Source organism: Marinibacterium sp. SX1, assembly GCF_050389775.1.
Lineage (GTDB): Bacteria > Pseudomonadota > Alphaproteobacteria > Rhodobacterales > Rhodobacteraceae > Marinibacterium.
The window spans coordinates 18,017-31,271 of the sequence record NZ_CP177149.1; the positions used below are offsets into that span (position 1 = coordinate 18,017).

General features: G+C 63.7%; 11 protein-coding genes. All 11 read left to right on the forward strand.

The features are described 5' to 3' along the window. Positions 1 to 1,137, forward strand: coding sequence for an urea ABC transporter permease subunit UrtC (gene urtC / locus ACK3BB_RS25190; protein WP_428929605.1), 1,137 nt, complete (start codon positions 1 to 3; stop codon positions 1,135 to 1,137). Beyond that, the gene (urtD, locus tag ACK3BB_RS25195; RefSeq protein ID WP_428929606.1) at positions 1,134 to 1,886 is read left to right on the forward strand and encodes an urea ABC transporter ATP-binding protein UrtD; all 753 of its coding nucleotides are present in this window, start codon (positions 1,134 to 1,136) and stop codon (positions 1,884 to 1,886) included. Before urtC ends, urtD begins: the two co-directional genes overlap by 4 nt. Further along, a complete protein-coding gene (urtE, locus tag ACK3BB_RS25200; RefSeq protein ID WP_428929607.1) occupies positions 1,886 to 2,581 on the forward strand; it encodes an urea ABC transporter ATP-binding subunit UrtE in 696 nt (231 codons plus the stop codon). The genes urtD and urtE overlap by 1 nt, the downstream gene beginning before the upstream one ends. A gap of 42 nt (positions 2,582 to 2,623) precedes the next feature. Beyond that, the gene (locus ACK3BB_RS25205) at positions 2,624 to 3,664 is read left to right on the forward strand and encodes an aliphatic amidase (protein ID WP_428929608.1); all 1,041 of its coding nucleotides are present in this window, start codon (positions 2,624 to 2,626) and stop codon (positions 3,662 to 3,664) included. A gap of 57 nt (positions 3,665 to 3,721) precedes the next feature. Continuing rightward, positions 3,722 to 4,528, forward strand: coding sequence for a CbbQ/NirQ/NorQ/GpvN family protein (locus ACK3BB_RS25210; RefSeq protein WP_428929609.1), 807 nt, complete (start codon positions 3,722 to 3,724; stop codon positions 4,526 to 4,528). Further along, a complete protein-coding gene (locus ACK3BB_RS25215; protein ID WP_428929610.1) occupies positions 4,528 to 6,759 on the forward strand; it encodes a nitric oxide reductase activation protein NorD in 2,232 nt (743 codons plus the stop codon). The genes ACK3BB_RS25210 and ACK3BB_RS25215 overlap by 1 nt, the downstream gene beginning before the upstream one ends. A gap of 23 nt (positions 6,760 to 6,782) precedes the next feature. Continuing rightward, complete coding sequence (locus ACK3BB_RS25220; protein WP_428929611.1) at positions 6,783 to 8,444, forward strand: GMC family oxidoreductase; 1,662 nt, start codon at positions 6,783 to 6,785, stop codon at positions 8,442 to 8,444. 3 nt (positions 8,445 to 8,447) lie between these two features. Beyond that, positions 8,448 to 9,677, forward strand: a complete 1,230-nt coding sequence (locus ACK3BB_RS25225; RefSeq protein WP_428929612.1) for a CaiB/BaiF CoA transferase family protein — start codon at positions 8,448 to 8,450, stop codon at positions 9,675 to 9,677. Position 9,678: 1 nt separating this feature from the next. Further along, a complete protein-coding gene (locus ACK3BB_RS25230) occupies positions 9,679 to 10,515 on the forward strand; it encodes an enoyl-CoA hydratase-related protein (protein WP_428929613.1) in 837 nt (278 codons plus the stop codon). Between the two features lie 16 nt (positions 10,516 to 10,531). Then, the gene (locus tag ACK3BB_RS25235) at positions 10,532 to 11,527 is read left to right on the forward strand and encodes an MDR family oxidoreductase (protein ID WP_428929614.1); all 996 of its coding nucleotides are present in this window, start codon (positions 10,532 to 10,534) and stop codon (positions 11,525 to 11,527) included. Between the two features lie 334 nt (positions 11,528 to 11,861). Continuing rightward, positions 11,862 to 13,223 (forward strand): ABC transporter substrate-binding protein, encoded by a 1,362-nt coding sequence (locus tag ACK3BB_RS25240; RefSeq protein ID WP_428929615.1) that lies wholly within the window; start codon positions 11,862 to 11,864, stop codon positions 13,221 to 13,223. Positions 13,224 to 13,255 lie beyond the last annotated feature (32 nt).

A 13,255-nucleotide genomic window follows, 5' to 3' on the forward strand; every position in this document is an offset into this window, starting at 1 on the left:
ATGACCAATCGACACCAACAGACGCTGGCGGAATGCCTTGCCTACGGGCTGTTCATCCTCGCTGTGCTGTCCATGCCCGCTTTTCTGGATGAATTCTGGCTGAACCGGGTGGCCAAATACCTTGTCTTCGGCCTGCTTGGGGCGGCGGTGGCGCTCAGCTGGGGCTACGCGGGTATCCTGAACCTGGGGCAGGGGCTTTTCTTTGGGCTGGGCGCCTACATGCTTGCCATGTCGCTCAAGCTGAAAAGCCCGACTTCGCTGCTTCAGGGGTCCGACACGCCGCTGCCCGACTTCATGCTGTGGAATGCGGAGCCGGGCGCCAGGGCAGAGCTTTGCTGCATCTCCGACACGTCGTTCCTGTGGCTGCCGTTCCAATGGCAATGGTTTGGCCTGGTGATGGGCATCGCCGCGCCGTCCCTTGTCGCCGCGATGCTCGGCGCCGCGATCTTTGGCAAGCGCATCGCGGGCGTCTATGTGGCGATCATCACGCTGGCGATGGTTCTGCTTGCGCGGCTTCTGATCATCGACGCGCAGCCCCTGACCAACGGGTTCAACGGGCTGACCGATCTGGGCTGGCTGACCGTGGCGGGGGTCGAATTCGATCCCTATCTGGTCCGGACCTACTACCTGATTGCCCTGCCGGTTCTGGCGACGCTGCTGGCGGCGCGGTGGCTTGTCTCCACCCGGGCGGGGCTGATCCTTCAGGCGTCCCGCGATGATCCGGCGCGTGCGCGTTACCTTGGCTTCGACGTCGCCTCCTACCAGCTTTTCTTCTTCACCGTTTCGGCGGCGATGTCGGGGCTGGCCGGGCTGCTTTACGTCATCGCATCCGAGTTCGCCTCGCCCACCTTCATGGACCTGTCCTTTTCGATCTCGATGGTCATCTGGGCCGCCGTGGGCGGGCGCGCGTCGCTTCTCGGGGCCTGCATCGGCGCCATCCTGATCAACACGGTCGCCGCGACGGCCAGCGAATCCGAACTGCTGAACGAGGCATGGAAAGCCCTGCTTGGCCTGATCTTCGTGCTGGTTGTCCTGCTCATGCCGCGCGGGCTGGCCGGGCTGGCGCGCGATGCGGTCGACCGGCTGCCCGCGGCCCGTGGCGCAAGGGACACCGCGAGAGGGAGGGAACGGGCATGAACGTGTCACCAGCACTGAGCGTCAGGAACCTGTCGGTCTCCTTTGGCGGGTTCAAGGCGGTCCGGAGCGTATCCATGGACGTCGCGGACGGGGAGCTTCGTGTTCTGCTGGGCGCCAACGGGGCGGGCAAAACCACCCTGATGAACCTGATCTCCGGCGCGACGAAATCCGACACCGGGCAGGTCATGGTCCACGGCAGGGATGTCACCAACCTGCAAGAGCACCGGATCGCGCGGGCCGGGATCGGGCGAAAGTTCCAGATCCCCAGCGTGTTTCACGACCTGACCGTGTCGCAAAACCTCGACGTTGCGGCGACAGAGCGGCCCTCGGTGTTTCGCAACCTTGGCCATCGCCTTGGGGCAAAGGCCCGGCGCAGGGTCGAAGAGGTCATTACCCTGACCGCGCTTGAGGATGTGCTTGCCACCCGCGCGGGCGACCTGTCGCACGGTCAGACGCAATGGCTGGAACTTGCCATGCTGATCATCCAGGACGCGCGGGTCATCCTGCTGGACGAACCGACCGCCGGCATGACCCATGGGGAAACGCACAAGACATCGCAGATCATCGACCGGCTGAAGGGCCGGCACACCATTCTGGTGGTCGAACATGACATGGCATTCGTGCGCGAAATCGCCGAGCGGATCACGGTCCTGCATCTGGGTCAGGTTCTGGCCGAAGGGTCGATTGCCGAAATCGAGACGAACGAAGACGTGCGGGCGGCCTACCTTGGCAGCGGGGGGATTCACTGATGCTCTCTGTCAGGAACCTGCATAGCTATTACGGTCGCAGCCACACCCTGCACGATGTCTCCCTTGACCTCGAAGACCGGGGCATCGTCGCGGTGCTCGGCCGGAACGGGGTGGGCAAGACCACGCTTCTGAAAACCCTGATGGGACTGACCGACCGGGCGACGGGCGAAGTGGCGTTCCGGGGCCGCAACATCGTGTCGGCGCCGACCTGCGACCGGGCGCGCATGGGCTTTGGATATGTCCCGCAGGGGCGGCAGATCATCCCCGATTTCACGGTGCGCGAAAACATCGTCCTTGGCGGTTTCGCCGGGACCCGCGTGGCCGACCCCATTCCGGCGGTGACCCGGTCGCTCTTTCCTTACATCGCCGACAACCTTGACCGTCGCGGCGCGCTTTTGTCCGGCGGGCAGCAGCAGCAGCTTGCCATCGTACGGGCGCTGGCCACGCAGCCCGACCTGCTGCTGATGGACGAACCGACCGAAGGCATTCAGCCCAACATCGTCGAACAGATCGAACAGGCGATCGTCACGCTGAACCGCGATCTGGGGATCGGCATCGTCCTTGTCGACCAGAACATCGACTTCGCCCGCCGTGCCGCCCGGACCTTTGTCCTGATGGAAAAGGGCCGCGTCGTGGCCAGCGGTGCGATCGGCGAACTGACCGACGACCTCGTTCACCGGCACATGGCCGTTTGAAATCACCAACCAAAGCCAATCAACCAAACAGGGAAATCAAAAATGATACATGGCGATATCACCAGCAACAACGACACCGTCGGCGTCGCGGTCATCAACTACCCGATGCCGCGCCTGCACGACCGGGCCGGCGTTCTCGACAACGCGCGCAAGATCGCGGACGTGGTGCGCAATACCAAGGTGGGTCTGCCCGGTCTCGATCTGATCATCTTCCCGGAATATTCGACGCACGGGATCATGTACGACCAGAAGGAGATGATCGAGACCGCCTCGGTCATTCCCGGTGACGAGACAGAGATCTTTGCCCAGGCCTGCCGCGACGCCGGTGTCTGGGGCGTGTTTTCCCTGACCGGCGAACGGCACGAGGAACACCCGAAAAAGGCGCCCTACAACACGCTTATCCTGATGAACGACAAGGGCGAGATCGTGCAGAAATATCGCAAGATCATGCCCTGGGTGCCGGTCGAAGGCTGGTATCCCGGCAACTGCACCTATGTCGCCGACGGTCCCAAGGGGCTGAAAGTATCGCTGATCATCTGCAACGATGGCGATTTCCCCGAAATCTGGCGCGATTGCGCGATGAAGGGGGCCGAACTGATCGTGCGCTGTCAGGGTTACATGTACCCGGCCTGCGAGCAGACTGTCCGCCTGTCCGAAGCGATGGCCTGGTGCAACAACGCCTATGTCGCCGTGGCCAATGCCGCCGGTTACGATGGCGTCTACACCTATTTCGGCAATTCCTCGATCATCGGGTTCGACGGGCGCACGCTGGGCAAATGCGGCACCGAAGAAATGGGAATGCAGTTCGCCGCGCTGTCGGTGTCGCAGATCCGCAATGCGCGCCGGACGGCGACGTCCAACAACCACCTCTACAAGCTGCTGCACCGTGGCTACACCGGCATGATCAATTCCGGCGACGGGGACGAGGGGACGAACAGGCTTCCGTTCGATTTCTACCAGAAATGGGCGGACGACCCTGACGGCACCAAGGAAATGGTCGAGGCGCTGACCCGACCGACCCCGGGGACATCGGAAAACCCGATGAAGGGCATCCCCGACGAAAGTTCGATCGGTCACCGCTGATCTGTCCGGCGCGGGGGATGTCCCCGCGCCGCTTTCCCGACCTTCAGGACCGACACAATGCCAGACACGCTACGCGATCACCTTATCGAAACCGAACCCTATTTCCTGCCGACGGGGCAGGAAGTGGACCTGTTCACCGCCGCGCATGCGATCCGGATGCCGGTGATGCTGAAAGGCCCCACCGGCAGCGGCAAGACACGTTTCGTCGAACACATGGCGTGGCGGCTAAGGACACCGCTTGTGACCGTTGCCTGCCACGAGGACATGACCGCCGCCGACCTTGTCGGGCGCTACCTGTTGAATGGCAATGGCACGGTCTGGGAAGACGGGCCGCTGACTCGCGCGGTCCGGCATGGCGGCATCTGCTATCTCGACGAGATTGTTGAGGCGCGACAGGATACGACCGTCGTGATTCACCCGCTGACTGACGGGCGCGCCATCCTGCCGCTGGAGAAGAAGAACGAGTTGGTACGCGCTCACCCCGCGTTCCACCTCGTGATCTCGTACAATCCCGGCTACCAGAGCGTTGCAAAGGATCTCAAGGAATCCACCAAGCAGCGGTTTGCGGCGCTGGATTTCACCTATCCCGGCCCGACAGCCGAAGCACGGATCATCCGGCATGAAAGCGGCGTGGGCGCCGATGTCGCGCAATGGCTTGTCCGGATCGGCGAAAAGACCCGCAACCTGAAAGGGCACGGGCTGGACGAGGGCGCATCGACCCGGATGCTGGTCCAGACCGCGCGGCTGCATGCGCAGGGTATCCCGCTTGCCGCCGCTTGTGAAACCGTGCTGATCGTTCCGTTGACCGACGATATCCACATTCGGGACGCGCTTTCTGCAACGGTCGCGGCTGTTGTCGCCTGATGACCGGGCCGCAGGATAACGGCACGCTGACCGTGGGCGAAGGTGCACAGCCCGCCATGCGCGATGTTGTGGCAATGGCGGTCGCGCCCTTGCGGCCACACCTGTCCCGAACCGAACTCGATCAGTTGCACGATCTTGCCACGGCCATCGCCCCGCTCGGCAATGTCGCGCTCTCCGATTTCGCCGCGGCCTGCCTGACCTGCACCCGCCGTTTCGGCGGCAAGGCGACACTAAGTTTTGGCCAGACATGCCTGCATGTCGAGGAATTGGCCGATGGCGACGCCGTGCGCCACTTGCTGCGGCATGCCGGGGCGGCGATGCTTTACCTTAGGTCCCACGACGCGCTTGCCGCCTATGTGGAGGCGCTGGTGACTGTTGCGCGCCAGATGCCCTGGGCGCTGCGCCCTCTGGTCGAGGCGCAAACCGATCTTTTGGCCGGGCTGGACGCGGACGGGTTCCGGCGCTGGATCGGCGCCGGGCTTGCGCTGGCCGGTTGGGACCGCGACCCGGTCCGTTCCTATTTCCGCCTCCGTTCGGAAGAGGCGCGGCGCCTGCTGGCACAGCTTTCGGGCGATCTGAATTTTGCAAGTGTCGCACCGGACCAGCGCGCGTTCCTGCAGGCGATGTGGTCGCTGCGGCCCGTCATCGTGCCATTCGAGTTCGACGCCGCGCATCCGAACCTTCAAAGGTCATCCTTTTCCGGGCCGGTTCTGCGCATTCCGGCCCGGTATCCCGGCGTCAGGGGAAACCGGGCGCGTGATCGGTTCCGCGCAGCCCTGTCCCATATCTGCGCCCATCTGGTTCACGGTCCCGAACCGCAGGACACGGGCAGGCTGAAGCCCCTGCAAATCGCGCTGGTGTCGCTGTTCGAGGACGCGCGGGTCGAGGCGCTGGCCGGTCTGGATCATCCGGGGCTTGCCCGTCTCTGGGCCGGGATGCATGACGCGACCCCCGGACAGACCCGCACGGTGGACAAGCTTCTGGCCCGGCTGGCCCGCGCGCTGGCCGATCCCGCATATCAGGACCCCGATCCCTGGGTCGGGAAGGGGCGGCGGCTGTTCAACGACGCGCGCACGTCCTGGGAACAACCGGAACTGAGCCGCGAATTGGGCAGCCTTCTGGGCAACGACCTTGGCCAGATGCGCATACCCTTCAACGCGCGGGGCTACCTTGTGGCGCCTGCCTACCGCGATGACAATTCCGGGCTTTGGCAAAATCTGCCGGACAGCGACGACCCTGACCGGACCGAAGACACCGTCGAACTGAACGGCGATACCGCCGGTCGCGCCACCACCGCTGTGCCGCTGCGCGAGACACCGGACCAGCCGGACCGCGTGTCGCTGGGCACCGTCCCGGAATGGGATTTCCGGTCGGGCATTTTTCGCCGCGACTGGGTGCAGGTCTATGAATATGCGCCCGATCCGGCCCCGGTGGCGGCGGTGCGGAGGATCGCCGCCGCAGCGGAAATCCATGTGCCAAGGATCGAACGCCTGATCAGATCGTCGCGGGTTGGACAGACACAACGACAGCGCCGCCAGCTTCAGGGCGACACGATCGATATCGACGCGGGTATCGGATTTCTCTGCGACCGGCGCGCGGGGCTGACGCCGGACCCGCGCATTTACCAATCCCGCCGCGTTCCGGACAGGGCCTTGTCGGTCTTCGTGCTGCTGGACATGTCCCAATCCACGCGCGGCGCCGCCGGGACCGGCGTGGAAAGCATCCTGTCGGTGGAGCGCAAGGCGGCGGCGGCGCTTGGCATGGCGATGGACCGGCTGGGCGATCCCTTCGCCATGGCGGGGTTCTGTTCCGACGGGCGGAAAGATGTCCGCATCTATCCGGTCAAGGGGTTTGCCGGCGGCTTTGACCCCGCCGCGATGGCGCGGCTTGCAGGCTTGCGCGGCGGTTTGTCGACCCGGCTGGGTGCCGCCATGCGCGCCTGCGGCCAGACCCTTGCCGCCCGCCGCACCGAACGCAAACTGCTGCTGGTCATCACCGACGGCGCCCCGTCCGACCGCGACGTTCCCGACGACAGATACCTTGCCGAAGACGCCAGACTGGCGGTTGCCGGTCTGCGCCAGCGGGGCATCGACGTCTTCGCCGTCGGGCTGGGGCGTGACGGGCTTGACCAGTTTCCCCGCATCTTCAGCCGCCGCAATTACGAACTGATCGCCGACCTTGATGCGCTGACTCCGCGGCTGACCCGCATCTACCACCGGCTTGCCCAATGACCAGACCCAGGAAAACGGACCCGATGAAGGACATCCCCACCTACGATCACATCATCATCGGTGCAGGCACCGCCGGGTGCCTTCTGGCAAACCGGCTGAGCGCCGCACCGGACCGCCGCGTCCTGCTGATCGAGGCGGGCGGGCGCGACACCTATCCGTGGATACACATTCCGGTCGGCTATCTGTATTGCATCGGCAACCCCCGGACCGACTGGTGTTTTTCAACCGAACCCAGCGTCGGGCTGAACGGGCGCAAGCTGCTGTATCCGCGCGGCAAGACGCTTGGCGGCAGTTCCAGCATCAACGGCATGATCTATATGCGCGGGCAGTCCCGTGACTATGACGGATGGGCCGAACTGACGGGCGATGCCGCGTGGCGCTGGGAAAACTGCCTGCCCGCTTTCCTGCGGCACGAGGACAATTTCCGCTTTGACGCACAGGACAAAGGCGCGGCTTCGTCGCATCATGCGGGTGGCGGCGAATGGCGGGTGGAACAACAGCGGCTGCGCTGGCCGGTGCTGGATGCCTTTGCCCGGGCCGCGACCGAAGCAGGCATTCCGCAGACCGACGATTTCAACACCGGCGACAATGAAGGCGTCGGATATTTCGAGGTCAACCAGCGGCGCGGCTGGCGCTGGAACGCGGCCAGGGCATTTCTGCGCCCGGTGCGTGCGCGCCGCAATCTGGACATCCTGACCGGGGCACAGGTCCAAAAGCTGATCCTGGAGACGCAGGCAGACGGGGCGATCCGCTGCCGGGGCGTTTCCTTCCGCCACGATGGCATGGAACGGGCGGCGTACGCCGGGCAGGAAGTCATCCTGAGCGCCGGGGCAATCGGCTCGCCGCATCTGCTGCAAATCTCCGGCATCGGCGATCCTGAGGGCCTGTCCGCCATCGGCGTGCGGGTCGAGCATGCCTTGTCCGGTGTTGGCCGAAACCTTCAGGACCATTTGCAACTGCGGTCGGTCTACAAGGTCGGCAAGGCCCGCACGCTGAACCGGGTCGCCGCGACATGGGCCGGAAAGGCCGCCATCGGGCTGGAATACCTGATCCGGCGCAGCGGACCGATGAGCATGGCGCCCTCGCAGCTTGGTATCTTTACCAGAAGCCGCGCCGGGCTTCGGCATCCCAACATCCAGTTTCATGTCCAGCCTCTCAGCCTCGAAGCCTTCGGTCAGCCGCTGCACCGCTTTCCGGCGATCACCGCCAGCGTCTGCAATCTGAACCCGACCAGTCGGGGCAAGGTCGGGCTGCGGTCCCCACGGGCAGAGGATGCCCCGGTGATAGACCCGAATTACCTGTCGACCGCCGAGGATGAGCAGGTTGCCGTTGAATCGCTAAAGGTGGCGCGCGGGATCATGGGGCAGGCCGCGATGCGGCCTCACACCCCGGCGGAATACAAGCCGGGGGCAGAGCGTGTCACCGACGACGCCCTGTTAGCCTCTGCGCGGGAAACCGGATCGACCATCTTTCACCCGGCGGGCACCACTCGGATGGGCCGTGCCGACGATCCCGGCGCGGTTGTCGATGCGCGCCTGCGGGTGCGGGGCGTTCACGGGCTCCGCGTCGTCGATGCCGGGGTCATGCCGACGATCACCAGCGGCAACACCAACAGCCCGACCCTGATGATCGCGGAAAAGGCGGCGGACTGGATCGCGGCAGATCACACCGGGGCGGGAGCATAGACAATGGCGGAACAGGAACAGTTGAAGAAAGGCCCGCTTGACGGGATTACCGTGCTCGACTTTTCCCGCGTTCTGGCGGGGCCGTATTGTACGATGGTTCTGGCCGATCTGGGCGCACGGGTGATCAAGATCGAAAAGATCGGAACCGGCGACGATACCCGCGCCTTCGGCCCGTTCGTCGAGGATCAGTCCGTCTATTTCTCCTGCTTCAACCGGGGCAAGGAAAGCATCGTGCTGGACATCAAGTCGCCGCGCGACCGTGCGCTGCTTGAACGGATGTTCGACACGGCGGATGTGCTGGTCGAGAATTTCCGCCCCGGCGTTATGGACCGTCTGGGTTATGGTCCGGACAGGCTGGCCAGGACACATCCGCATCTGGTCTATGCCTCGATCTCGGGCTTTGGTCATACCGGCCCGTACAGCGATCTGCCCGGCTATGACATGGTGGTTCAGGCCATGGGCGGCATCATGAGCCTGACCGGCTGGCCCGACGGTCGCCCCGCCCGCGTCGGCACCAGTTTCGGCGATCTGGGCGCCGCGCTGTTTGCCTGCATCGGCATCGTATCGGCGCTGTTCCGGCGCACACAGGATGCGCAGGGCCGCCGGGTCGATATCGGCATGCTCGACTGTCAAGCGGCTTTGATGGAAACGGCGCTTGCCCGCTGCGATGTCGAGGAAAAGACGCCGACCCGGACGGGCGACAGCCATCCCTCACTCGCGCCGTTCGAAAGTTTCGAGGCCGCCGATGGTCGGCTGGTCATCGCGGCGGGCAATGACGCGCTTTTCCTGCTGATGGCGGATGCCTTGAAACGGCCGCAGCTTGCCTCTGATCCGCGTTTCCTGACCAACGATCTGCGCTGCCGGAACCGGGCAGAAATGGTCACCGCGATAGAGGACGTGACGCGGACCGCGCCGGTTGCGCACTGGATTGAACAGCTGAACGAGGCGGGCGTGCCCTGCGCGCCGATCAACACCGTCGACAAGCTCTTTGATCACCCCCAGCTGGTCGCGCGCAACATGATCGTGAATGTCGACATCGCGGCGGGTTCGTTCCGTACGGCGGGCAACCCGATCAAACTGGCCGGGCATGTCGATCTGCACCCCGAGGATGCGCTGACGGCCCCTCAGCTGAACGAACACCACAGCGCCATTCTGGCCGAATTGCTTGGCGATGGCCCCGGAGCATTAGCCGGGGCTCATGCCGCTCAACCCAATGACGAACAGGAGCCGTAAGATGCCAACCGTAACCGAGCCAAAGAAAAAAGCAGGGACTAAGGTGCCCGCCGCAGCCGTCCCGACCGAGGAACAGGTCCTGTTGGTCGAACGGCGTGACGATGTGGCGATCCTGACGCTGAACCGTCCACGCAACCTGAACGCGCTGAACCGGCAACTGGCGGAGCTGGTGCTTGAGGCGCTGAAAGAGTGTGACGCCGATCCGAAAATCGGGGCCATCGTGATCACCGGCAACCCGCGCGCCTTTGCCGCCGGTGCGGATATCGAGGAAATGGCAAACGAACAGTTCTGTCCGTTCTACATGAACGATTTTCTCGCGCCCTGGGACCGGGTGTCGGACATATCCAAACCGATCATCGCGGCGGTTGCCGGTCACGCGCTTGGCGGCGGGTGCGAGCTTGCCCTGTTGTGCGATTTCATCATCGCCTCGGACGATGCGCAATTCGGTCAGCCAGAGATCAAGCTGGGCATACTGCCCGGCATCGGCGGCACGCAGCGCCTGACACGCAGCGTCGGCAAGGCGCTTGCCATGGACCTTGTGCTGACCGGACGATCCATTTCGGCCGAAGAAGCCCGCGCGGCAGGGCTGGTCGCGCGGATCGTGCCAAAGGAACAGCTTTTGCAGACCGCGCTGGAGGCGGCCCATACCATCGCTGGCTACAACCAGCCCGCTGTGAAAATGGCCAAGGCGGCGGTCAATGCAGCCTTTGAAACCCCGCTGTCCGCCGGGTTGAAGCAGGAACGTCTGTTCTTTCAGGCCGCCTTTGCCACCGAAGGTCAAAAGGAAGGCATGGCCGCCTTTGTCGCCAAACGCGCACCCGTGTTCCGCAATCGTTAAAGGGATGAGCCAAGACATGACTTTTCACGCAATCGTCGTCGAACGCGACGCGGACGGAACCAAAACGGCCATTTGGCAGGAGCTGGAAGACGCCCGGCTGCCAGAGGGTAATGTCACGGTAGAGATCGAGTATTCAACGCTGAACTACAAGGACGGTCTGTGCCTTGGGTCCGGCGGCGGGCTGGTGCGGGACTATCCGCATGTGCCCGGGATCGACTTTGCCGGAACCGTTTCGGCCAGCGCCCATCCCGGTTTTGCCAAAGGCGACAGGGTGGTGCTGACCGGCTGGCGCGTCGGAGAGGTTCGCTGGGGCGGCTACGCAACGCGCACCCGGATCGACGGCGATCTGCTGATCAAGCTGCCCGATGCCATCAACACCCGGGATGCCATGGCCATCGGCACCGCCGGTTTCACCGCCGCACTCGCGGTTGCCACGCTGGAAACGCATGGCCTGACCCCCGACCGGGGCGAGGTGCTTGTGACCGGCGCCGCCGGGGGCGTCGGATCTGTCGCAACTCTGCTGCTGTCATCGACCGGCTATGCTGTGGCCGCGGTCACCGGGCGCCCGGAAACCGCGCCGTATCTGCAAAGCCTTGGCGCCAAGCGGATCGTTGATCGGAAAGACCTGGCCGAACCGGTCAAACGTCCGCTGGAAAGCGAGGTCTGGGCAGGATGTATCGACAGTGTCGGCGGCGCGATGCTGGGGCGTGTGCTGGGTCAGATGTCCTATGGAGCATCCGTCGCCGCCGTCGGGCTGGCTGGCGGGTCGCACTTGCAGACGACGGTCATCCCGTTCCTTCTGCGCGGCGTCAATCTGCTGGGCATCGACAGTGTCACGTGCCCGATTGAAACCCGCGAACGGGTCTGGGCAAGGATCGCCCGCGACCTGCCGTTGGAAAAGCTGGAGAAGCTTTCCACCACGGTCGCGCCTCAGGCGCTGCCCGAGCTTGGTCCCAAAATTCTATCCGGCGCGGTGCAAGGCCGCATGGTGGTGGACATGCGCGCGGTATGATTGCGACAGCGATCTTCCGACCGTTTCAACGTGTAACGGATCTGCAAAGGATTGACGGAACACCAAATGGTACTGTATGGTACCATTATGGGAAAATCAAAGATTCTATGCCATAATATATAGCCAAAAAAAACAGGGTACCATGGGTACCAAAAAAACACCAATCCGCCCGGACGCCCTTCCAGACGGGGAGGTCACCAGATGGCAACGCCAGACCGGACGCAACAGGCGTGCCTGGAGCGGTTTTCAAACGCCCTGTCTCGGGTCAAAGGCAGAGCGCTTCAAGAACGGTGGACCCGGTCCGCGCGACACAAAAACAGCAAGGAGGAATACAATGTTTACAAAATATCGTACCAAAGACCAGATGGCGGAGCTGTACGGTCCTGCCGACCCGTCCCGGCGCAAAGCAATCAAGACCGGTCTTGTCGGGGGCGGCGCGGCGCTTGGCGGAACAATGCTTTCTGCTATCAACGCAGATGCCCGGGCGACCGGCGAGCCGATCCTAATCGGCGGCGCGAACCCGTTGACGGGCTGGGCCGCCTCGGATGGGTTGGAATTCCGCAACGGCCTTGATCTCGCCGTCGAGGAAATCAATGCAATGGGCGGTATTCTTGGCCGTCCGCTGGAAGTGATCCATGACGACATCAAGTCGATGAGCGGCGACGACACCTCTCAGGCTTTTCGCAGGCTGATCGACCGCAACGGCGTGAATGCCGTGTTCACCGGTTATGCCATCGGCTCCCAGAATGCGGAATACGACGTCGTCGCGGATGCGGGCGTGATTTACATGAACATGAACACCTTGCAGCAGCACGTGGACATGGTCACGGGCGAGCCAGACAAGTACTGGGGGTGCTTTCAGGGCGATCCATCGGAATACTGGTACGGGCCCGGCTACCTCAAATTCATCTCGGCCCTGCGTGACAGCGGCCAGTGGGTTCCGCAGAACAACAAGCTTGCGATCATCTCCGGCTCCTCGACCTACAGCCTCGCCATTGCGTCGGCGATCGAGAAAGAGGCGCAGGCCTACGGATGGGAACTGGCGTTTGCACCCGAAGTCGTGGCGACGCCCACCTCCGAATGGGGGCCAGTGCTTCAGAAATGCCGGGAAGTGAATCCGGCCGCGATCTGCAACACGCATTTCGTCGCCGCCGAAATCGCCGCCTGCCAGAACCAGTTCATGCAGAACCCGACCAACAGCCTGATGTACTATCAGTACGGCCCGATCCTGAAGGCGTTTTCAGACATCGCGCAGGACAATGCGAATGGTGTGCTGGCCTCGATCCTGCTGGCCTCGCTCCGGGACGAAGTGGGCATGGCGTTCGATCAGAAATACAAGGCCAAATTTGGCGAGGACACGACCCCGTCGGCCGGGCTTCAGACCTATTCGATGCTGCACCACTGGGCTATCGCCGCCGCGTTGTCGGGCGGACCGGGGGAACCCGGCAACGTGGAACAGAACCGGAAAGTGGCAGAGAACATCAAGCGGATCACGTTCCGCACGCCGGGCGGCACGATGACGTTCCACCCCGAATACCAGATGTGCATGCCGTACCCCGGTTATACCGACGACCCGACGCTGGGCATGCCGCATCTTTATTATCAGATCCAGGACTGGACCAAGACAGAGCGCGCGCTGATCTCTCCGGCGCCCTATGCGCCCGACCAGTTCGTTCTGCCTCCCTGGATGAGCTGACCTCGACGCTCCATCCCCTCTCCACATGGGCG